Source organism: Enterobacter sp. BNK-14, from assembly GCF_047456095.1.
In the GTDB taxonomy this organism is placed as follows: domain Bacteria; phylum Pseudomonadota; class Gammaproteobacteria; order Enterobacterales; family Enterobacteriaceae; genus Enterobacter; species Enterobacter kobei.
Map to the genome: position 1 here is coordinate 1,320,295 of NZ_CP179897.1, position 23,193 is coordinate 1,343,487.

Annotated in this window: 15 protein-coding genes; 6 read left to right on the forward strand and 9 right to left on the reverse strand. The window is 54.9% G+C overall.

What is annotated here, in order from left to right; genetic code table 11:
- Window positions 1-5: 5 nt before the first annotated feature.
- The 5 genes from ACMGGM_RS06380 to ACMGGM_RS06400 all read right to left on the reverse strand — a co-directional run bounded on the left by ACMGGM_RS06380 (window position 6) and on the right by ACMGGM_RS06400 (window position 5,792).
- The gene (locus tag ACMGGM_RS06380) at window positions 6-1,649 is read right to left on the reverse strand and encodes a multidrug ABC transporter permease/ATP-binding protein (RefSeq protein WP_063943815.1); all 1,644 of its coding nucleotides are present in this window, start codon (window positions 1,647-1,649) and stop codon (window positions 6-8) included.
- A 69-nt stretch (window positions 1,650-1,718) separates the two neighbouring features.
- Complete coding sequence (gene alkB / locus ACMGGM_RS06385; RefSeq protein WP_023330945.1) at window positions 1,719-2,375, reverse strand: DNA oxidative demethylase AlkB; 657 nt, start codon at window positions 2,373-2,375, stop codon at window positions 1,719-1,721.
- Window positions 2,375-3,433, reverse strand: a complete 1,059-nt coding sequence (ada, locus tag ACMGGM_RS06390) for a bifunctional DNA-binding transcriptional regulator/O6-methylguanine-DNA methyltransferase Ada (RefSeq protein WP_023330946.1) — start codon at window positions 3,431-3,433, stop codon at window positions 2,375-2,377. Before ada ends, alkB begins: the two co-directional genes overlap by 1 nt.
- A gap of 72 nt (window positions 3,434-3,505) precedes the next feature.
- Window positions 3,506-4,525, reverse strand: coding sequence for an FAD:protein FMN transferase ApbE (gene apbE, locus ACMGGM_RS06395; protein WP_396294964.1), 1,020 nt, complete (start codon window positions 4,523-4,525; stop codon window positions 3,506-3,508).
- Window positions 4,526-4,676: 151 nt separating this feature from the next.
- Window positions 4,677-5,792 (reverse strand): porin OmpC, encoded by a 1,116-nt coding sequence (locus tag ACMGGM_RS06400; protein ID WP_014884606.1) that lies wholly within the window; start codon window positions 5,790-5,792, stop codon window positions 4,677-4,679.
- Window positions 5,793-6,534: 742 nt separating this feature from the next.
- On the opposite strand from ACMGGM_RS06400, the gene rcsD reads away from it, so the two are divergent.
- Both rcsD and rcsB read left to right on the forward strand, forming a co-directional pair.
- Window positions 6,535-9,207: a phosphotransferase RcsD gene (gene rcsD, locus ACMGGM_RS06405; protein WP_045268967.1), complete on the forward strand. Its 2,673-nt coding sequence runs from the start codon at window positions 6,535-6,537 to the stop codon at window positions 9,205-9,207.
- A gap of 16 nt (window positions 9,208-9,223) precedes the next feature.
- Window positions 9,224-9,874, forward strand: coding sequence for a response regulator transcription factor RcsB (rcsB, locus tag ACMGGM_RS06410; RefSeq protein WP_003859405.1), 651 nt, complete (start codon window positions 9,224-9,226; stop codon window positions 9,872-9,874).
- A gap of 79 nt (window positions 9,875-9,953) precedes the next feature.
- On the opposite strand, the gene rcsC is transcribed toward rcsB, so the two are convergent.
- Together rcsC and gyrA are read right to left on the reverse strand one after the other, a co-directional pair.
- On the reverse strand, window positions 9,954-12,800 hold the full coding sequence (rcsC, locus tag ACMGGM_RS06415; RefSeq protein ID WP_063943728.1) for a two-component system sensor histidine kinase RcsC: 2,847 nt from the start codon (window positions 12,798-12,800) through the stop codon (window positions 9,954-9,956).
- 134 nt (window positions 12,801-12,934) lie between these two features.
- Window positions 12,935-15,571, reverse strand: coding sequence for a DNA topoisomerase (ATP-hydrolyzing) subunit A (gene gyrA / locus ACMGGM_RS06420; protein WP_045134322.1), 2,637 nt, complete (start codon window positions 15,569-15,571; stop codon window positions 12,935-12,937).
- 146 nt (window positions 15,572-15,717) lie between these two features.
- Between gyrA and ubiG the strand changes: the two genes are divergently transcribed.
- From ubiG to yfaE, 4 genes are all read left to right on the forward strand, one after another.
- A complete protein-coding gene (gene ubiG, locus ACMGGM_RS06425) occupies window positions 15,718-16,446 on the forward strand; it encodes a bifunctional 2-polyprenyl-6-hydroxyphenol methylase/3-demethylubiquinol 3-O-methyltransferase UbiG (protein WP_014884609.1) in 729 nt (242 codons plus the stop codon).
- A 347-nt stretch (window positions 16,447-16,793) separates the two neighbouring features.
- Complete coding sequence (nrdA, locus tag ACMGGM_RS06430) at window positions 16,794-19,079, forward strand: class 1a ribonucleoside-diphosphate reductase subunit alpha (protein ID WP_014884610.1); 2,286 nt, start codon at window positions 16,794-16,796, stop codon at window positions 19,077-19,079.
- A 100-nt stretch (window positions 19,080-19,179) separates the two neighbouring features.
- Window positions 19,180-20,310: a class Ia ribonucleoside-diphosphate reductase subunit beta gene (gene nrdB, locus ACMGGM_RS06435; protein WP_014884611.1), complete on the forward strand. Its 1,131-nt coding sequence runs from the start codon at window positions 19,180-19,182 to the stop codon at window positions 20,308-20,310.
- On the forward strand, window positions 20,310-20,564 hold the full coding sequence (gene yfaE / locus ACMGGM_RS06440) for a class I ribonucleotide reductase maintenance protein YfaE (protein WP_023338559.1): 255 nt from the start codon (window positions 20,310-20,312) through the stop codon (window positions 20,562-20,564). The genes nrdB and yfaE overlap by 1 nt, the downstream gene beginning before the upstream one ends.
- An 81-nt stretch (window positions 20,565-20,645) precedes the next feature.
- Here yfaE and glpQ read toward each other — a convergent pair whose 3' ends face one another.
- Window positions 20,646-21,701: a glycerophosphodiester phosphodiesterase gene (gene glpQ / locus ACMGGM_RS06445; protein ID WP_050862915.1), complete on the reverse strand. Its 1,056-nt coding sequence runs from the start codon at window positions 21,699-21,701 to the stop codon at window positions 20,646-20,648.
- Window positions 21,702-21,712: 11 nt separating this feature from the next.
- Window positions 21,713-23,065, reverse strand: a complete 1,353-nt coding sequence (gene glpT, locus ACMGGM_RS06450) for a glycerol-3-phosphate transporter (protein ID WP_014884613.1) — start codon at window positions 23,063-23,065, stop codon at window positions 21,713-21,715.
- Window positions 23,066-23,193 lie beyond the last annotated feature (128 nt).

A 23,193-nucleotide genomic window follows, 5' to 3' on the forward strand; every position in this document is an offset into this window, starting at 1 on the left:
GGGCATCAGGCCGTGCGCGCCACCGCATCACGCGAGGCCGCCTCACGCTCGTCACCGGTCAACTCGCTCAGCTTGCCATCGCGCATCTCCAGCAGACGGTCAGCGTGAATGAAGTAGTGATCGTCGTGGCTAATGGCGAAAATGGTTTTGCCCATCTCCTGCATCAGCGGCAGCAGCACCTGATAGAACTCACGGCGGAAGTGAGGATCCTGATCCGCCGCCCATTCGTCCAGCAGAATGATATCGCGCTCTTCCGCCAGCGCCAGCAGCAGCGCCACGCGCTTCTTCTGCCCTTTAGAGAGCTTCAGGTTAAGAATTTTACCGTCCTGCAGCTCCAGCTTGTGCGACATCTGCAGCTGTGCCAGCCATTTTTCCACCAGCACAGGATTGGCCTGCTGCCCTTCAGGACCGAGCAGCCGATCGAACAGCCAGGCGTCGGTAAATACCGCCGAAAAGAGCTTGCGGTAGTCCTCAGGTTTCCCGGCACTCAGCGCCTTACCGTCCAGCAAAATCTCGCCCGACTGCGGCTGGTAGAGTCCGGTGAGCAGCATCGCCAGCGTGGATTTACCGCTGCCATTACCGCCGATGAGGAACAGCAGTTCGCCGCGGTGAATCGTCAGGTTGACCGGCCCCACGGAGAAGGCGTTGTCCTGATAGCGGAACGTCACGTCGCGCAGCTCCAGCGTATGCCAGTCCGGGAAGGCTTGCGGGCGAGGGAATTCCGCCTTAAATGGCGCGAGGTCGAATTTTTTGAGCTTGTTAAACGCCACCTGCGCACTCAGCAAGGTGGGCAATGCGCCGACCGCCGAGAGCAGCGGCGTGCGTAAAAACAGCAGCGTCAGTGAGTAGGTTGCCGCCACGTTGGTGTCCGCCCAGCCCAGGCTGTTCGCCATCCAGAATACCAGGCCAATGGCACCCAGCATCATGATATTTGACCAGTTCACCGCGCTCAGGTGGAAAGTATCGGCGCGGATGATGTGATGCCGATATTCGCGCGCGTCCGGGATATAGAGATGATTGAAGATATACTCGGCGCGCTCGCGGTTCAGGGTCAGCTCCTTGCGCCCTTCCAGCACCGTCTGGTAATCGTTATACAGTTTATCTTCCGTTTCGCGCAGCACCGCCATATGTTTATAGACGCGTGACACCAGCACAAAGCCGCCCCAGATGGTAATGGCAATCCACAGAGCGGTCACCGCCAGCATTTTACTGGAGAGCCAGGCAAGATAAGCCGCCGAGCCAAAGGTCAGAATGATCCCCTGCACCAGCTCCGGCAGACGAACAAACGCGATGGTGATAGCCCGCACGTCACTGGTCAGCCCCGCCAGCAGGGAGGCGCTGCCAAGTTGCTCCACCCGTTCAACCTGAGTGTCCAGGATCCGCTTGATAAATTCGCTGCGCAAACGGAAAACGAAATGGTGGCCGAGCGCGGTTAGCGCCAGCTGAGAGCCAAGCGTAACCGCCATCAACAGCAGCAGCAGGCCGAGAAACTCTGGCAAAACAGAGAGTGAGGTATCGACCATTTCAATCAACCGCACGTTAATAAACGCGATCAGGCCAATACCCAATGCGGCGCTGGCAAGGCTTAACGCCATGACGGCAATGAAGGGCCAGCGATACTGACGCCAGACAAGGAGAAGTAGTTGCATGCAGGCAATCCGGACAATAAAAATCAGCCAGCAGTGTAAACTGCCCGGCGTGTACATCAAGAATAATTCTTATTTTTGTTTACTAAACCCTGCCTGGCGAAACGTCAGGTTAAAACGGTACTCGCCAGTGAGGGGATGCACCCCGGGTTTCAGAGGCTGAATGCCGTGATAATACAGCCGCGATTCCCTGCCCCACACCACCACGTCGCCATGCTCCAGCATAATGCGTTTGAGCGGATCGTTACGGCGTAATCCGCCAAACTGGAAGACGGCAGGAAGCCCTAACGATACCGAGACGATGGGCGCGCGGAGATCGGGTTCATCTTTATCCTGATGCAGGGAGAGTTTCGCGCCAACGGCGTAGCGGTTAATCAGGCAGGCATCCGGTCGGAAGTCAGGATAATCAGCGGCAACGGCAGCCTCGTGGCAGAGAGCCTGAAAAACCGCAGGCATCGGGGGCCACGGCTGGCCGGTCGCGGGATCGTTCGGCGCATACAGGTAGCCTCGTTCATTCGTCGCCCACCCTAATTCGCCGCAGTTCGCCATGGCCACCGACATCGTGTAACCGCCCGGCGTGACCATATGGCGAAAAGGGGAAACCGCCGTCACCTCTTCTATACCCGCAAGCAGCGCCGCCGCACGGGAGAGCGCGAAGCGACGCAAAATAACCGCCCCCGGTGCCAGTGGCTCCTGCCAGGGTTCCGCATCCGCAAAAAGATCGAGCATTATCCCTCCTGGCGTTTCGCCTCACGTTTTAGCAATAGCGCTTTTCGCGCCGTCCCCCATCGGTAACCCGACAGTGCACCATCGTTACGGACAACGCGGTGACAGGGGATCACAATCGCCAGCCTGTTTGCCGCACAGGCACCCGCGACGGCACGTACCGCGTTGGGTTGTCCAATCGCCTGCGCCACCTGCTGATAACTTGCTGTTTCACCGCAGGGAATTTCACGAAGGGCCTGCCAGACTCGCTGCTGGAACGCGGTTCCGCGTATATCCAGCGGCAGTTCAAGCGGCGCTGCGCGGTTATCAATACTGGCAATCACCTGGCGGATACGCTGCGCGAAGGCATCTTCCTGCGGCGCGGGCTCTGCTTTTGGAAACAGCGTCGCCAGCTCCCCGGCTAATTCGGCATCGTCATCACCGAGCAGTATTGCGCAAATCCCCCGCTCGCTTTCAGCGACCAGACAGCGTCCTAATGAGCAGTCATCGATGGCGTATTGCACCGCCACGTCGCCTTTGCGGTACTGCTTCGCCGTCATACCCAGCGCATCCGTGGCTTTACGATAATAGCTGCTGCTGTCGGGAAAGCCTGCGGCCAGCACGGCATCGGTAACGGTATCCCCCTGGGCAAGCGCCGTGCGCAGACGTTGACCGCGCGCCGCCTGCTGCCAGGCTTTTGGCGTCATTCCGGTGACGGACTTAAACAGCCGGTGGAAGTGAAAAGGACTCATGGCCACCTGCTGCGCCAGACCGTCCAGCGTTAACGCAGGATCCTGCTCCAGAAGGCGACAGGCGTGCTCCACTTTCGCCAGCTTCTGCTGCTGCGGATCGCGTTTATCCGGCATACAGCGCTTGCACGGGCGAAACCCTGCCTCAATGGCATGGTGAACATCAGGATAAAAGTGGACGTTTTTACGCAGGGCGTGACGTGCCCGGCAGGACGGACGACAGACAATCCCCGTCGTTTGCACGGCAAAAACAAACTGATCGTCAGCACGCGGATCGCGAGCCAGTACAGCCTGCCAGCGATCCTCATCGGTCATATAGGTTGGATTTTTCATCATCAGCTCCTCTTACAAGCATACCTGTAGCGTGCCTGAGTGCCACTGATAAAAAACCCGCAACCTTGCTTTTTAATTTTTGTCGCTCACCAGGAAACTGTTGAACTGCGGCGAGCTCCAGGTTTTAAACTCGTCGCCCTCTTTGGTGATCATGTACACCGCCAGCCCTTCCTGACGAACCACCTCTTTCGCTTTTTCCGGGCCGAGGACCATTAAGCCGGTATCCCAGGCATCGGCTTCCAGCGCCGTCGGCGCAATCACCGTCACAGAGACCAGATTATGCGCGATCGGCCGCCCGGTCTGCGGATCAATAACATGCGAGATGCGCTTCCCGTCAAGCTCGTAATAGTTACGGTAACTCCCGGAGGTGCTGATGCCATGTCCGTTGATATCGACTATCGCCTGCACGGCATTTTGCCGATCGGTCGGTTTTTGAATCGCTACGCGCCACGGTTTATCGCTGGCGTTCATGCCCCGGCTGACTAACGCGCCGCCCACGGAGACCAGATAGCGCGAAATGCCTTCCTGCGTCATCAGCGCGGCAAGGTGATCCGCCGCGTAGCCTTCCCCTACCGTCGACAGATCGACAAACAGATCGGGGATATCTTTTTGCAGGTACTGTTGGCCGTACTGATTGATCACCGTCAGATGCTGCAGCCCTGTCCGGGCACGGGCATCATCAATAGCCGCCTGATCGGGCGTCGCCACCGGCTGTTTATTCGGGCCAAATCCCCAGAGGTTCACCAGCGGTCCGACGGTCACGTCCATCGCACCGTTGGTTTTATATCCCACGCGAATGGACTCGGTGACGATATCAGCCATCGCTTCACTCACCGGCCACAGAGACGTACTGGTGGAGAGGTTAAAGCGCATCAGCGCCGAGTCATTTTTGTAGGTCGACAGCAGCTGATCGTCGGCGTCCAGCTGAGCCTGGATTTTGCCGCGAAGTTCTTCCGTGCGCGTTTTATCGAGATTCATCACGCTGACGCGCCAGAAGGTGCCCATCGTTTTGCCTTCCAGCACCGTGGCAGCGGGTGCGTCGGTTTTCGCCACGGGGGCGGGATCGTTACATGCGGTCAGGAAAAAAAGCATAGCCAGAAAGCTGGCGCGTAAAAAAGTCATATCCATTCATTATTATCCTCATGCCAGGGCGGCAAGAGTACACCAAAACGGGTCAATTGTGAGATCCAAAAACACGCACAAAAAAGGGGCCATCAGGCCCCTGAGTCATACTACGACGCGATTAGAACTGGTAAACCAGACCCAGCGCGACGATATCATCAGTACCGATACCGGCCTGACGGGTGAACTCATTTTCATCAACCAGGTTGATTTTGTAATCCACGTAGGTAGACATGTTTTTGTTGAAGTAGTAAGTCGCACCCACATCAACATATTTCAGCAGATCCTGGTCGCCATACCCTTCGATGTCCTTACCTTTAGACTGCAGGTAAGCCACGGATGGACGCAGGCCGAAGTCGAACTGGTACTGAGCAACCACTTCGAAGTTCTGCGCTTTGTTAGCGAAACCGTAGATATCGCTGCTGCTCTGAGAGTTGCCGAAACGTGTTGCGTTATAAGTCTGAGAGTACTGCGCGGCCAGATAGATGTTGTTGGCATCGTATTTCAGGCCACCCGTATAGACTTCGGCGTGATCGCCTTCGCCTTTCAGGGCTGGGTTAGCCGTGTTGTTCTGATCGGCGGTACGTTTGGAAGAAGACATTGCACCACCGATGCTGAAGCCTTCGCCCAGGTTATAGGTCAGGGACGCACCGTAACCGTCACCGTTCTGTTTCAGGGTGCTACGACCGGTGTCGTTTTCACCGCTTACGCTACCGTTTTTACCCTGATACTGCAGAGCAAAGTTCAGGCCATCCACCAGACCAAAGAAGTCCTGGTTACGGTAGGTTGCCACGCCGTTAGCACGAGATTGCAGGAAGTTGTCTGCACCGTAGGTATCACCACCAAATTCTGGCAGCACGTCAGTCCAGGACGTTACGTCGTAGATCACACCGTAGTTACGACCGTAATCGAAAGAACCCGCTTCAGCGAATTTCAGACCAGCAAACGCCACACGGGTCCAGGCTTGGTTGTCGCTTTCTGTTGTGTTGCCCTGGATCTGGTATTCCCACTGGCCGTAACCGGTCAGCTGATCGTTAACCTGAGTTTCACCTTTGAAGCCAAGACGCATGTAGGTCTGGTCACCGTCAGCACTCTTGTCGTCAGAGAAATAGTGCAGACCATCAACTTTGCCGTACAGATCTAATTTGTTGCCATCTTTGTTATAAATTTCAGCCGCATTTGCTGCGCCTGCTACCAGCAGTGCTGGTACCAGGAGGGACAGTACTTTAACTTTCATTTTATTAACCCTCTGTTATATGCCTTATAATTGCCACTGCTTACTGGCTAACCCTCATTAACCAGTCGGCAATTTCATTCTCCGCAAAATTACAGAATAATCCAATGCGAATATGATACGAAAACTTTGAAGATGTTTCATTCATCTATCAACATGTTTCAGAATGTTAATATCAAGGAACTTTTACAAAGCACAAATAGCTTAGAAAATTAGCATTTATTATCAAAATTAATATTATTCCATTAAATTTCAATGTGTTGGGATATAAATCGTTACAGCACTGAATGACAAAACAAGATCGCACCTAATCTCTAAAATAGCTCTCGCTATCATCATTAACTTTATTTATTACCGTCATTCAGTTTTGAATGTCTGTTTATCCCTAATTGAGCCGAATGCATCGCATTCGGTTTTTTTTACCCTTCTTTACGTAACTTTTCTTTTTATGTGCTACCAGCACTAAATTGTAACGACTATTAACTAATCCCGTTACGAGGGTCAACCAACGTGCAAAAATTCAGCAGAAACTTAATTTCTTGTTAATTCGTGCTATTTACTGGCGAGAAGTTTCTTTTATTTGTACACGCATCGTGAACTTGTACACTTTTAACGCACATCGCCTCTTCCTCAGTGTTCCCTGAAAAAGTCGCCTGTTCCAGGCCAGTGGCGCTGGAAATTCAGGTATTACCCTTTATACTGCCCTATCGCCACAGAGCACGACCATTACGGGTTAAAGATATCAATGAGTCAGACTGAAACTACCGCCCCGAGCAAATTCTCCCTTCTTCCCGGGAGCATCACCCGTTTCTTTCTTCTTTTGATCGTTGTGTTATTAGTCACCCTGGGCGTGATGGTGCAGAGCGCGGTAAACGCCTGGCTGAAGGACAAGAGCTACCAGGTGGTTGATATCACTCATGCCGTCCACAAGCGCATTGATACCTGGCGCTACGCCACCTGGCAGATTTACGACAATATTGCCGCAGCGCCTGCAAGCGCATCGGGGGATGGGCTTCAGGAGACCCGGCTTAAGCAGGATGTCTACTATCTCGAAAAACCGCAGCGTAAGACTGAGGCGCTTATCTTTGGCTCTCACGACAGCGCAACGCTTGAGATGACGCAGCGTATTTCAACCTATCTGGATACCCTCTGGGGTGCCGAGACGGTGCCGTGGTCGATGTACTATCTGAATGGTCAGGACAACAGCATGATCCTGATCTCGACGCTGCCATTGAAAGATCTCTCTTCTGGTTTTAAAGAGACGACCGTTGGCGGCATTGTCGATTCCCGCCGTGCAGAAATGCTGCAGCAGGCGAATGCCCTTGATGAGCGTGAAAGTTTCTCATCGCTGCGCCGCCTGGCCTGGCAAAATGGTCACTATTTTACCCTGCGTACCACGTTCAACCAGCCGGGACATCTGGCGACGGTCGTGGCGTTTGATTTGCCTATTAATGATTTGATCCCGCCGGATATGCCGCTCGACAGCTTCCGTATGGAGCCAGACAGCAGTACCCAGAACATGCGCGCGGCGTCGGACAAAGAGGCCGCAGAGAGCGTCACCATCTCCTTTAACGGCTCGAAAATTGAAATTGCCTCGTCACTGAACTCAACCGGCATGCGCCTGGTGTGGCAGGTACCGTTTGGCACCCTGCTGCTCGATACCCTGCAAAATATTTTGCTGCCGTTGCTGCTGAATATCGGCCTGCTGGCGCTGGCCCTGTTTGGCTACAGCACCTTCCGCTTCCAGCCGGGACGTCATAGCGACGCCTCTGCGGTTACCGCGGGCAACACGAATGAACTTCGCGTGTTACGCGCGCTCAATGAAGAGATTGTTTCCGTGCTGCCGCTGGGCGTATTAGTCCACGATCAGGAAGCGAACCGCACGGTGATGAGCAATAAAATTGCAGACCATCTGCTGCCGCATCTTAACCTGCAGAACATCACCACCATGGCGGATCAGCACCAGGGGGTTATTCAGGCCACCATCAATAATGAACTGTACGAGATCCGTCAGTTCCGCAGTCAGGTAGCCCCACGCACGCAAATCTTCATTATCCGCGACCAGGATCGCGAAGTGCTGGTGAATAAGAAACTCAAGCAGGCGCAAAGGCTGTATGAGAAGAACCAGCAGGGGCGCGCCGCCTTTATGCAGAATATTGGCGACGCCTTCAAACAGCCGTTAAAAACGCTGGCAACCCAGGCGGCGGCGTTAAACACCTCTGAAAGCCACCAGCTTGCCTGCCAGGCCGACTCGCTGGTTCGTATGGTGGATGAGATCCAGTTAGCGAACATGCTGGAGAATGATTTCTGGAAAGGTACGCCTTCCCTCTTCTCCATTCAGGATCTGATCGATGAAGTGGTTCCGGAAGTCCTGCCGGTGATCAAGCGTAAAGGTCTGCAACTGCTGATCAACAACCATTTACCGGCGAATGACGAACGCCATGGCGATCGCGAAGCGCTACGTCGCATTCTGCTGATGATTATTCAGTATGCCGTGACCACCACGCAGATCGGCAAGATCACCCTCGAAGTGAGCACCGACGAGTCGGCAGAAGATCGCCTGACGTTCCGCATTCTGGACACCGGTGAAGGCGTCACGACGAGTGAAATTGATAATCTGCACTTCCCGTTCCTGAATGACACACAAAGCGATCATTACGGTAAGGCTAACGCCCTGACCTTCTGGCTGTGCGATCAGCTGGCGCGTAAGCTCGGCGGCCACCTGAATATCAAAGCACGTGAATCGCTCGGCACTCGCTACTCTCTGCACGTGAAAATGGCCGTCAATCCGCAGGAAGAAGATGAAGAGCGCCTGCTGGATGACGTGGTGGCGATGGTGGATGTGACCTCAAACGAGATTCGCAACATCGTGGTGCGTCAGTTAGAAAACTGGGGCGCGGCCTGCATCACGCCGGATGAACGACTGGCAAGTCAAGAATTTGATCTGTTTTTAACGGATAATCCGTCTAATCTTACTGCCTCGGGCTTGCTTTTAAGCGATGATGAGTCAGGCGTGCGGAAAATCGGCCCTGGCCAGCTGCGCGTCAACTTTAATATAAGCAATGCGATGCAGGAAGCTGTACTACAACTAATAGAAGAGCAGCTGGCGCAGGATGAGATAACGGAATCCCCGTTAGGCGGCAATGAAAACGCCGAGCTTCACGCCAGCGGATACTATTCACTCTTTGTTGATACAGTACCAGATGATGTTAAGCGGTTGTATACTGAGTCCGCTGCGAATGATTTTGCAGCGCTGGCGCAGACAGCACACCGGCTTAAAGGGGTGTTTGCCATGCTTAATCTGGTTCCCGGCAAGCAGTTATGTGAAACGCTGGAACATCTAATTCGTGAGAAAGATGCCTCTGGCATTGAAAAATACATCAGCGACATTGACGACTACGTCAAAAGCTTGCTGTAGCAAGGTAGCCTTATACATGAACAATATGAACGTAATTATTGCCGATGACCATCCGATTGTACTGTTCGGTATTCGCAAATCGCTTGAACAGATCGAGTGGGTGAATGTAGTCGGTGAATTTGAAGACTCTACAGCACTGATCAATAACCTCCCAAAGCTTGATGCGCACGTGCTCATTACCGATCTCTCCATGCCTGGAGATAAGTACGGTGATGGGATTACGCTCATCAAATATATCAAACGTCACTTCCCGGACATCTCGATCATTGTTCTGACCATGAACAACAACCCGGCGATCCTGAGCGCCGTGCTGGATCTGGACATCGAAGGGATTGTGCTGAAACAAGGCGCACCGACCGATCTGCCAAAAGCGCTCGCTGCGCTGCAGAAAGGCAAGAAGTTCACGCCTGAGAGCGTCTCTCGTCTGCTGGAAAAAATCAGCGCGGGTGGCTACGGTGACAAACGTCTGTCACCGAAAGAGAGCGAAGTTCTGCGCCTGTTCGCTGAAGGTTTCCTGGTGACCGAGATTGCCAAGAAGCTGAACCGCAGTATTAAAACCATCAGCAGCCAGAAGAAATCCGCAATGATGAAGCTGGGCGTGGACAACGATATTGCCCTGCTGAACTATCTCTCCTCCGTGACGCTGAGCGCAACGGACAAGGATTGATCACCGCAGTAAATGCCGGGTGGTGTTCGCGCAAGCGAAGCGCCGCCGGGCAAATAAAAAAGGCCCGAAAGGGCCTTTTTTATATCCTCGTTTTCCTGACGCGTTCCGCATAGACCGACAAGGTCTGCTTCAGCACGTCCAGCGTGACCGGTTTCGACAGACAGCTGTCCATGCCTGACTCCAGGCATCGCTGTTTCTCTTCCGCCAGCGCGTTCGCCGTGACGCCCACCACCGGCAACGTCAGGCCAAGCTGGCGGATACGTTGCGTCAGACGGTAGCCGTCCATGTTAGGCATGTTGACGTCACTGAGAACGATATCAATATGATTTTTACTCAGCACATTCAGCGCATCCACACCGTCATTGGCCGTTTTGCACTGGTAGCCAAGCGACCCGAGCTGGTCTGCCAGCAGTCGGCGGTTAATCGGATGGTCATCCACGACCAGAATCATCATATCGTCATTCACTGACGCCAGACCTTCCGGTGACGGCAATTCACCAGCTCCGTCGTTCTCTTCCAGCTGCACTTTGTAGATGCGTGCCAGCAGGCTCAACAGCTCATGCGGCGTGGCGACACTGTGTACCCACTCTCCCGGCGCACGTTCAACCGGTATGCCAATGTGGCGACGACAGAAGAGTACCGTTCCTCTCCCCTGCCACGCCTGTTCCGGCATCTCGTCGGCGATCAGCACGTCATCCGCGTCCGGCGTCTGGTCTTCATAGCGGCACACCCTCACGCCGCTATGGGTAAGCAGCGCCGTCAGGTAATCATTCAGCGAAGCGTTATTCACCGCCAGCCAGCAGCGCTTATCGCTCAGCCCGTCAACCGTCGCTTTTGCCGGATACTGCGCCGAATAGAGCGGAATACGGATGGTGAACTGGCTGCCCATGCCGGGCTCGGTATCCACCGAGATATCACCGTCCATCATGCTGACGAGCTTCTCACAAATCGCCAGCCCCAGACCGGTGCCCTGGAAGTTACGCTGCACGCCGGTGCCGACCTGGAAGAACGGGTCGAACAGGCGAACCACTTCTTTCGCCGGGATGCCTACACCCGTGTCACGGACGCGAATGCTCAGGTAATCCCCCGCCCGGCAGACGTGTAACACGATACAGCCAATATCGGTGAATTTGATGGCGTTGCTAAGCAGGTTAGAGATGACCTGCTGCAGGCGCATCGGATCGCCGTGCAGCGTCAGCGGCACATCCGGTTCAATAAAGCAGTAGAGACCCAGCTGTTTACGCACCACCAGCGGCAGATAGTTGGCGCTGATGTGGTTCATCACTTCACGCGGCGAAAACTCCCGCGGTTCGATTTTCAACTGCTCAGACTCAATTTTAGAGAAATCGAGAATATCGCTGATGATTTTCAGCAGCAGGCTGGAGGAGTTGTTCATCGCCGTCACCAGCCTGTCTACCCCTTTCGGCAGCTCTTTCGTCTGCAACAGGTCGAGGTTACCGATAATCCCGTACAGTGGCGTACGCAGCTCGTGGCTGACGGTGGCAAGGAACATAGATTTCGACTGGCTGGCCTGCTCCGCCGCCTGCGCCATCTCCTGCAACGACTCCTCCATCTTCACGCGTGCGGAGACATCCACCAGCACACAAATCGCCACGTTTTCATTACGATAGCGGGAGTGAACAAAGCTGATCTGCAGGTTGGTATGGGTGCTGGTGAGCACGTCGACAAAGTTTACCTGCTGACCGCAGATGATTTGCGTCAGCCTTTGACGATCCTCATGCGTCAGCATGTTCAGATAGTTGTGCGCCAGCTCGTTACTCAGGATGTTGGTCCCGTCCTGAGTACGCAGAATACAGATCCCCACCGGTGCCGAGGCGACTATCTTACGGTTAAACTGCTCGTGCTCTTCCAGACGCTGGGCGTCGCTTTCGGCGGGAATAAAGATTCTTCGCTCATACATGCGCGCCAGCGTAAACAGCGCCCCTCCCACCAGCAGGTTGAGCAGAATTCCATTCATAATCAGAATGCGTATCCGCTCCAGCACCATATCGACCGGCAGCGAGTAGACGATACTCAGCGACGACGGTGGCAGGCTTTTTTTCAACACCAGCTCACGAAAGCCGGAGGTGTAACCAAACCACGAGCGTTCCTGCATCCAGTGCGGATCGACGTTCAAACGGTTATCCGGCCCGGCAAGCGAGATCAGCTGATGTCCGTTTTCATCCAGAATGGTCACACCCATCGGCAGGCTGCCTGGGGTGAAGAAGTTTTCCATGCGGATGGTCTGCTCAATGCCCAGCAGCGCCTGCAGGCGGTTACCGAGGTAAACCGGCGTCAGCGCGTAGAAATAGCCCACGCCCATGCGCGGCCCCTGGCTAATCCAGAAGATGTTATTCCCGCGCTCGTCCTGCGGCGCATTGCGATATTTCACAATACGCTCATGCAGGCTTTTCAGCGCATCATCACGCTCGACGGGCACGTCGCGCAGGCCGAAGTCAGCCATGCAGAGATTTTCGCTGCCAATCAGGAAGACGCGATTGAGATCGTAGGCGGCGGAAAAATTGTCGCGCCAGTAGCGCATAAACCAGGCGAGGGATTCCAGCGACCCGCGCCAGGTGTTGCTCATGGTGGAGCAGTCGGAGTCCGGGAACAGCGGCTGGAAGTCCGGCACTTCGGTTTTGTCATTACGCCCGCGAAGCGCCAGGATGCCGTTTTCCGCCGTCAGCCGGTTTTCAGCAATATACTTCAGCTCCTTCATCACATCAGATGTTCGCTGAATGTAACGCTGGGCCTGATCGGAGCTTAAATTAAACTCCTGGCGGATCTCCGCTTCTTTCTTGTGCAGCGCGTTGACGATGTAGAACACCGACAGCAGGACCACCAGCAACCAAAGCAGGAGCGCCAGCGCCCGGAACAGATAGCGAGAAACTTTCAGCGTGGTACGAAAGGAGACGAGGTATTTCAAAGGGGCGAGGCTCCGCCGTCGGGGTCAAAAGAATGTGGTTAAGGTAGCGGTAAACGCGGCTTGCCGCAACGTTCACTTGTCTGCTTACGTAAAAGAAAAGGGCCGGAATCCGGCCCTTTTTGCGTCAGGAGACATTACTCGTCAGCGTCATCCGCTGTATCATCGTCGGTGTCCGCTTCCGGCGCGATTTCATCATCACCTTCCGCAACGCTACCGTCGATGGAATCGAGCTCTTCGTCATCCACCGGCTCAGCCACGCGCTGCAGACCCACCACGTTTTCATCTTCCGCAGTACGGATGAGGATAACGCCCTGGGTGTTACGACCCACCACGCTGATCTCAGATACGCGTGTACGCACCAGCGTACCGGCATCAGTGATCATCATGATCTGGTCGGCATCATCGACCTGTACCGCACCCACAACGGAACCGTTGCGCTCGGTAACCTTAATAGAGATAACGCCCTGCGTGCCACGTGATTTGGTCGGGTATTCGCTTTCCGCGGTACGTTTACCGTAACCGTTCTGGGTGACGGTCAGGATTGCACCTTCGCCGCGAGGAACGATCAGGGAAACAACGGAATCTTCACCCGCCAGTTTGATACCGCGTACACCGGTCGCTGTACGACCCATTGCGCGCACGGCGTTCTCTTTGAAGCGCACCACTTTACCGGCCGCAGAGAACAGCATGACTTCATCAGAACCGGAGGTCAGATCCACACCGATCAGCTCGTCGCCTTCGTTCAGGTTCACCGCGATGATCCCGGCGGAACGTGGACGGCTGAACTCGGTCAGCGCGGTTTTCTTCACGGTACCGCTGGCGGTCGCCATAAAGACGTTCACGCCCTCTTCGTACTCGCGTACCGGCAGAATGGCGGTGATACGTTCGTTCGCTTCCAGCGGCAGCAGGTTGACGATTGGACGACCACGCGCGCCACGGCTCGCTTCAGGCAACTGATAGACTTTCATCCAGTACAGACGGCCACGGCTGGAGAAGCAGAGGATCGTGTCGTGGGTGTTGGCCACCAGCAGACGGTCAATAAAGTCTTCTTCTTTAATACGTGCCGCAGACTTGCCCTTGCCGCCACGACGCTGTGCTTCGTAGTCGGTCAACGGCTGATACTTCACATAGCCCTGGTGAGACAGGGTGACCACCACATCTTCGCGGTTGATCAGATCTTCAATGTTGATATCAGAGCTGTTCGCGGTGATTTCGGTGCGGCGCTCGTCGCCAAACTGGTCGCGGACCAGCTCCAGCTCTTCGCGGATCACTTCCATCAGGCGCTCTGCGCTGCCCAGAATGTGCAGCAGCTCGGCAATTTGCTCCAGCAGCTCTTTGTATTCGTCGAGCAGTTTTTCATGCTCAAGGCCGGTCAGTTTCTGCAGACGCAGATCCAGAATCGCCTGGGCCTGTTGTTCAGTCAGGTAGTACTGACCGTCACGTACGCCGAACTCAGGTTCCAGCCACTCAGGACGCGCCGCGTCATCACCCGCACGCTCCAGCATCGCCGCCACGTTACCCAGATCCCACGGACGGGATACCAGTCCGGCTTTTGCTTCTGCCGGGGTTGGCGCGCGACGGATCAGTTCAATGATCGGGTCGATGTTGGCCAGCGCAACCGCCAGCGCTTCAAGGATGTGCGCACGGTCGCGCGCTTTGCGCAGTTCAAAGATGGTACGGCGGGTCACCACTTCGCGGCGGTGACGCACGAACGCGCTCAGGATCTCTTTCAGGTTCATGATCTTCGGCTGACCATGGTGCAGTGCCACCATGTTGATACCGAAGGAGACCTGAAGCTGAGTCTGGGAGTACAGATTGTTCAGTACAACCTCACCCACCGCGTCGCGTTTGATCTCAATCACGATGCGCATACCGTCTTTGTCAGACTCGTCACGCAGCGCGCTGATGCCTTCAACACGTTTTTCTTTTACCAGCTCGGCGATTTTTTCAATCAGACGGGCTTTGTTCACCTGATACGGGATCTCGTGAACAATAATGGTTTCACGGCCGGTTTTAGCGTCCGCTTCCACTTCGGCGCGGGCACGGATGTAAATCTTGCCGCGACCGGTGCGGTACGCTTCTTCAATACCGCGACGACCGTTGATGATCGCCGCCGTCGGGAAGTCCGGGCCCGGGATGTGCTCCATCAGCCCTTCAATGCTGATGTCTTCATCTTCGATATAGGCCAGGCAGCCGTTGATCACTTCCGTGATGTTGTGCGGCGGAATGTTAGTTGCCATACCCACGGCGATACCGGACGAGCCGTTCACCAGCAGGTTAGGGATTTTCGTCGGCATGACGTCAGGGATTTTTTCCGTGCCGTCGTAGTTATCAACGAAATCAACCGTCTCTTTTTCCAGGTCGGCCATCAGCTCATGGGCAATCTTCGCCAGACGGATTTCCGTATAACGCATTGCCGCGGCGGAGTCGCCGTCGATAGAACCAAAGTTACCCTGACCATCTACCAGCATGTAACGCAGCGAGAATGGCTGCGCCATACGGACGATAGTGTCGTACACCGCGGAATCACCATGGGGATGGTATTTACCGATTACGTCACCAACGACACGGGCAGATTTTTTGTAGGCTTTATTCCAGTCATTGCCCAATACGTTCATGGCGTATAGTACGCGACGGTGTACCGGCTTCAGGCCATCGCGGACGTCCGGCAGCGCACGGCCAACAATGACCGACATCGCATAGTCCAGATAGGAGCTCTTCAGCTCTTCCTCGATGTTAACCGGTGTAATTTCTCTCGCAAGGTCGCTCATCTAACCGCTATCCCTCTACTGTATCCCGGATTCAAAGGTCGCAAATTATAACACAGCCGCGGTGATTGAGGTAAACCTATACGCTTTATTCATGGGGATTGCCTGATATACTCCTTTGTCTTGCTAAATAAGGAGTAAAAGCGCCCATGAATGCCGAAAAATCCCCGGTGGCTCACAACGTTGACCACGAAGAGATTGCCAAATTTGAAGCGGTGGCGTCCCGCTGGTGGGATCTCGAAGGTGAGTTCAAACCGCTGCATCGCATTAACCCGCTGCGTCTGGGCTATATCGCGGAGCGTTCCGGCGGCCTGTTCGGTAAGAAGGTGCTTGATGTCGGCTGCGGCGGCGGCATCCTGGCGGAGAGCATGGCGCGCGAAGGCGCGACGGTCACCGGTCTGGATATGGGCTTTGAACCCTTGCAGGTGGCCCGTCTCCATGCGCTGGAGTCAGGGATCCAGGTTGAATACGTGCAGGAAACCGTGGAAGAACACGCTGCAAAACATGCCCACCAGTATGATGTGGTGACCTGCATGGAGATGCTGGAACACGTTCCCGATCCGCAATCCGTGGTGAACGCCTGCGCAAAACTGGTGAAACCGGGCGGTCAGGTCTTCTTCTCAACCATCAACCGTAACGGTAAAGCCTGGCTGATGGCCGTCGTCGGCGCGGAATATGTGCTGCGCATGGTGCCAAAAGGCACGCACGACGTGAAGAAATTCATCAAGCCTGCTGAATTACTGAGCTGGGTTGATCGGACGTGGCTTAAAGAGCAGCACATTACCGGCCTGCACTACAATCCATTGACCGATAAATTCAAACTCGCCCCGGGCGTGGATGTTAACTATATGTTGCATACAACCGCCAAAAACGACTAACGTCATTCGTTATTCTTATAAAGATTGCGCGACATCATGTTGCGCAATTCTGCCCTCCCGTTGAAGAAATCAGCACTCGATCAAATTTTGAATTTTTTTTCTTAATTATTGACATGTCGTCCAGGCCTTACGGTACGAGGACTTAGCCTTTTTTACCCTTTCACAACCTCAATTTAACGTCAAAATCAACCCTTGTGCTGAAAAGATTCGATACTAGAATACTCACCATATAGCGTTTTTCTTATCGCAAACCCCCTATATGTAGTATTTATCCACAGAGTTAGTCACAAGACGATTCTGTGGATAAGCGGGGGATATTTTTTATTTCACGGACAGGTAAAACCCACATGAATCAGAGTCTGCTGGTGACAAAGCGCGACGGGACGACCGAGCGTATCAATCTGGACAAAATCCATCGAGTTCTCGACTGGGCAGCAGAAGGACTGAACAACGTATCTATCTCCCAGGTTGAACTGCGTTCCCACATTCAGTTCTACGACGGCATCAAAACGTCTGATATCCACGAAACGATTATCAAAGCAGCGGCAGATCTGATCTCCCGCGACGCACCGGATTATCAGTACCTTGCTGCACGTCTGGCGATTTTCCACCTGCGTAAAAAAGCCTACGGCCAGTTTGAGCCGCCTGCGCTTTACGATCACGTGGTGAAAATGGTTGAGCTGGGCAAATACGACACGCATCTGCTGGAAGACTATACGGAAGAAGAGTTCGAGCAGATGAACGGGTTTATCGATCACTGGCGCGATATGAATTTCTCCTATGCGGCGGTGAAGCAGCTCGAAGGCAAATACCTGGTTCAGAACCGCGTTACCGGTGAGATCTACGAAAGCGCCCAGTTCCTCTATATTCTGGTGGCCGCCTGCCTGTTCTCAAACTACCCGCGTGACACCCGTCTGGATTACGTGAAGCGTTTCTACGATGCGGTATCGACGTTCAAGATTTCTCTGCCAACGCCAATCATGTCTGGCGTGCGTACCCCTACCCGTCAGTTCAGCTCCTGCGTACTGATCGAGTGTGGCGACAGCCTGGATTCCATCAATGCGACCTCCAGCGCCATTGTGAAATACGTCTCCCAGCGCGCCGGTATCGGCATCAACGCCGGTCGCATCCGTGCACTGGGCAGCCCGATTCGCGGCGGTGAAGCGTTCCACACCGGCTGTATCCCATTCTACAAGCACTTCCAGACGGCAGTGAAATCCTGCTCTCAGGGCGGCGTGCGCGGCGGTGCTGCGACCCTGTTCTACCCAATGTGGCACCTGGAAGTGGAAAGCCTGCTGGTGCTGAAAAACAACCGTGGCGTGGAAGGCAACCGCGTGCGTCACATGGACTACGGCGTACAGATCAACAAACTGATGTACACCCGTCTGCTGAAAGGGGAAGACATTACCCTGTTCAGCCCGTCCGACGTCCCGGGCCTGTACGACGCGTTCTTCGCCGATCAGGACGAGTTCGAGCGTCTGTACACCAAATATGAAAAAGACGACAGCATCCGCAAGCAGCGCGTGAAGGCGGTCGATCTGTTCTCCCTGATGATGCAGGAGCGTGCCTCTACCGGCCGTATCTACATCCAGAACGTTGACCACTGCAACACCCATAGCCCGTTTGATCCGGTGGTTGCGCCAGTACGCCAGTCTAACCTGTGCCTTGAGATCGCCCTGCCGACCAAGCCGCTGGAAGACGTGAACGACGAAAATGGCGAAATTGCGCTGTGTACGCTGTCTGCGTTCAACCTGGGTGCAATTAAAAGCCTGGACGAGCTGGAAGAGCTGGCCGTGCTGGCGGTTCGCGCGCTCGACGCCCTGCTGGACTACCAGGATTACCCAATTCCGGCCGCTAAACGTGGCGCGATGGGTCGTCGTACCCTGGGTATCGGCGTGATTAACTTCGCCTACTGGCTGGCGAAAAACGGTAAGCGTTACTCCGATGGCAGCGCCAATAACCTGACGCACCAGACGTTCGAAGCCATTCAGTATTACCTGATGAAAGCGTCTAACGAGCTGGCGAAAGAGCAAGGCGCATGCCCGTGGTTCAACGAAACCACCTATGCAAAAGGCATTCTGCCGATCGACACCTACAAGAAAGACCTGGATGCGATCGTCAGCGAGCCGCTGCACCTTGACTGGGAAGGCCTGCGCGAGTCCATCAAGACTCACGGTCTGCGCAACTCCACGCTCTCTGCCCTGATGCCGTCTGAGACCTCTTCGCAGATCTCCAACGCCACTAACGGTATTGAGCCGCCGCGCGGCCACGTCAGCATCAAAGCGTCGAAAGACGGCGTGCTGCGTCAGGTGGTACCGGACTACGAAACACTCGGGAACAACTACGAGCTGCTGTGGGAAATGCCAAACAACGACGGCTACCTGCAGTTGGTGGGTATCATGCAGAAGTTTATCGACCAGTCGATCTCTGCCAATACCAACTATGACCCGACGCGTTTCCCGTCTGGCAAGGTACCGATGCAGCAGCTGTTGAAAGACCTGCTGACCGCCTACAAATTTGGCGTGAAAACGCTGTACTATCACAACACCCGTGACGGTGCAGAAGACGCGCAGGACGACATGGTACCGTCAATTCAGGACGATGGCTGCGAAAGCGGCGCATGTAAGATCTAAGCACTTCGCCGGGTGGCACTACGCTTACCCGGCCTACGGTTTTGTAGGCCCGGCAAACGCAGTGTTGCCGGGCAATAAAATCTCAACAGGACTCACCGCAATGGCATACACCACATTTTCACAGACGAAAAACGACCAGCTCAAAGAGCCGATGTTCTTTGGCCAGCCGGTCAACGTGGCACGCTACGATCAGCAAAAATATGACATCTTCGAAAAGCTGATTGAAAAGCAACTCTCCTTCTTCTGGCGTCCGGAAGAAGTAGACGTCTCCCGCGATCGCATTGATTACCAGTCGCTGCCGGATCACGAAAAGCATATCTTCATCAGCAACCTGAAGTACCAGACGCTGCTGGACTCCATTCAGGGCCGTAGCCCGAACGTAGCGCTGCTGCCGCTGATTTCCATTCCCGAGCTGGAAACCTGGGTGGAAACCTGGGCGTTCTCCGAGACGATCCACTCCCGCTCTTATACACACATCATCCGCAACATCGTGAACGATCCGGCGGTGGTGTTTGACGATATCGTCACCAACGAGCAGATCCAGAAGCGTGCGGAAGGCATTGCGCACTATTACGACGAACTGATCGAGATGACCAGCTACTGGCACCTGCTGGGCGAAGGTACGCATAACGTGAACGGTAAAACCGTTACCGTGAACCTGCGCGCGCTGAAAAAACAGCTGTACCTGTGCCTGATGAGCGTCAACGCGCTGGAAGCGATCCGCTTCTACGTGAGCTTCGCCTGCTCCTTCGCCTTTGCCGAGCGCAAACTGATGGAAGGCAACGCCAAAATCATCCGTCTGATCGCCCGTGACGAAGCCCTGCACCTGACCGGCACCCAGCACATGCTGAACCTGCTGCGCAGCGGTACGGATGACCCTGAAATGGCGGAAATCGCCGAAGAGTGCAAGCAGGAGTGCTATGATCTGTTCGTGCTGGCGGCTCAGCAGGAGAAAGAGTGGGCAGACTACCTGTTCCGCGACGGTTCCATGATTGGCCTGAACAAAGACATTCTCTGCCAGTACGTTGAGTACATCACCAACATCCGTATGCAGGCTGTCGGTCTCGACCTGCCGTTCCAGACGCGTTCTAACCCAATCCCGTGGATCAACACCTGGCTGGTGTCCGATAACGTGCAGGTTGCGCCTCAGGAAGTGGAGGTGAGTTCTTACCTGGTCGGTCAGATTGATTCTGAAGTCAACACTGACGATCTGAGCGACTTCCAGCTCTGATGTCACGCGTCACGTTAAGTCTTTCCGGCACTGAGGTGCTGTGTCGGGAGGAGCACCCTTCTCTGCTGGTGGCGCTTGAAGCGCATGAGGTAGAAGTAGAGTACCAGTGTCGTTCCGGCTATTGCGGCTCCTGCCGCTGCCGTCTGGTCGCCGGCCAGGTGGACTGGCTGACCGAACCGCTGGCCTTTATCAACGAAGGGGAAATTTTACCCTGCTGCTGCCGTGCAAAAGGCGATATTGAGATCGAGATGTGATTGCCCTGGTTCCCTCTCCCTGTGGGAGAGGGTTAGTTCGTAGGCCGGGTAAGGCGCAGCCGCCACCCGGCAATTCCAGTGTTAATCCTTCAAAAAACTCACCGCTTTATCCGGGAAATCCGTAAACAACCCGTCCACGCCCGCCTGGTTATACAACACCTCATAAAGCTGATTCACGTCCGTGGCATACGGCGGCAACTGGTCTGCGCGCACGGTATACGGATGAACCTGCATCTTGCTGGCATGCGCCTCTTTCACCATCGCCGTCAGCTTCACGTGACCCGGCGTGGAGCCTTCTGCCACCAGCATGTGGTAATCCGGTCCGATGCCGTCAGCGTACTGCGCAATCTGCTTCATCGCGCCCGGCTTAAACATCCAGTCGTAGTTGTAGTTCACCCACTTCCCGTCCGGCTGTTTCTCCTGGGTTTCATTCCAGTCGGTGTAGGCAATCAACTGCACCAGATTGAGATCCATCCCCATCTTCGGCTCCAGCTCGGTTTTAATGCGCTTCAGCTCGGCGGCGTCAAAACACTGCAGGTAAACTTTGTCCTTCTTGCTGGTGTAGCCGTACTGCTTCAGGACCTCCAGGGTTTTCGCGGCAATATCCTTCCCTTCCTGATGATGGAACCACGGCGCTTTGATTTCCGGGTAGATACCGATATTTTTACCGGTCGAGTGGTTCAGCCCCTGAACAAACTCTATCTCCTCCTGGAAGGTGTGAATACGGAAGTCAGATTTGCCCATCGGGAAACGTCCCGGATAGACCTGTACCTTCTTGCCGTTTTCAATCTCGAACCCTTCGGTAAACTTCAGGGAGCGGATCTCCGCCAGGGTGAAATCAATGGCGTAGAAACGGCCATCTTTACGCGCGCGGTCCGGGAAACGCTCCGCCACGTCCGTTACGCGGTCAAGATAGTGGTCATGCAGGACGACCAGCTGGTCGTCCTTCGTCATCACCAGATCCTGCTCCAGATAATCCGCGCCCTGCGCATAGGCCATTGCTTTCGCCGGCAACGTATGCTCCGGCAGATAGCCGCTCGCGCCGCGGTGGGCAATCACGATTTTATCCGCCGCCAGCGCGGAGCCTGTCATCAGGCCCGCCAGCAGCAGACCGGTGGTTAAATGAGATAATTTCATGGTCATGTTCCTTATTGACGACGCGCCAGCACTTCAGCGTGGTGACGTTTCTCACCGATCATCACGACAATCAACAGCAGTACCGCCAGCACGCTACCGCCAATCATCACCATAAAGCCGCCGTCCCAACCGAAGAAGTCCACGGTGTAGCCCACGATGGCGCTCGCCGCGACTGAACCGCCCAGGTAGCCGAACAGACCTGTAAAGCCTGCCGCCGTGCCCGCCGCTTTTTTCGGTGCCAGTTCCAGGGCATGCAGGCCAATCAGCATGACCGGGCCATAAATCAGGAAGCCGATGACGATCATACAGGCCATGTCTACGCCCGGGTTGCCCGGCGGGTTGAGCCAGTACACCACGGTGGCGATGGTCACCAGGGTCATGAAGAACACGCCTGTTGCACCACGGTTACCTTTAAACACTTTGTCCGACATCCAGCCGCAGATCAGCGTGCCCGGGATCCCCGCGTATTCATACAGGAAGTAGGCCCAGGAGGATTTATCCAGCGCGAAGTGTTTCACCTCTTTCAGGTAGGTCGGTGACCAGTCCAGAATGCCGTAACGCAGCAGATAAACGAACACGTTGGCCACCGCGATGTACCACAGCAGTTTGTTAGGCAGCACGTACTTCATGAAGATCTGCTTCGCGGTCAGCTCTTCTTCGTGCTTCTCGCTGTAATCATCCGGGTAGTCGTCTTTATACTCTTCAATCGGCGGCAGGCCGCAGGATTGCGGCGTATCGCGCATCAGCGCGAAGGCAATAATCGCCACCAGAATGGCGCCAAACGCAGGCATGTAGAGCGCAGCGTGCCAGTCGTTGAACCAGGCCATCCCCAGCAGGAACAGCAGCGGCGGAATACCGCCACCCACGTTATGCGCGCAGTTCCACACCGACACAATGCCGCCGCGCTCTTTCTGCGACCACCAGTGCACCATGGTACGTCCGCATGGCGGCCATCCCATCCCCTGGAACCAGCCACAGAGGAACAGCAGCACGAACATAACGGCAATGCTGGAGGTTGCCCACGGCACAAAACCCATGAACAACATCACCGCAGCCGCCAGAATCAGACCGGCGGGCAGAAACACGCGCGGATTCGAGCGATCCGACACGGACCCCATAATGAACTTGGAAAAACCATACGCGATAGAGATCCCCGACAGCGCGAACCCCAGATCGCCGCGTGAAAAGCCCTGCTCCACCAGATACGGCATGGCGAGCGCAAAGTTTTTACGCACCAGATAGTACGCCGCGTACCCGAAGAAGATCCCCAGGAAAATTTGCCAACGCAGACGACGGTATAGCGGATCAATCTCTGCCTCTGGCAGACGCGCCCGATGCGGCGCGGGTTTGAAAATACTGAGCATGACAGCCTCCGTGGCCTTGAATTGAATGAGCAGGTGGCTCGCACCTGAATTCCAGAGCCGGGGATGTTAAGAAATCATGGTGATTGTTACTGTGAATCAACGCACAGATTGTTACAGAAATATGACAG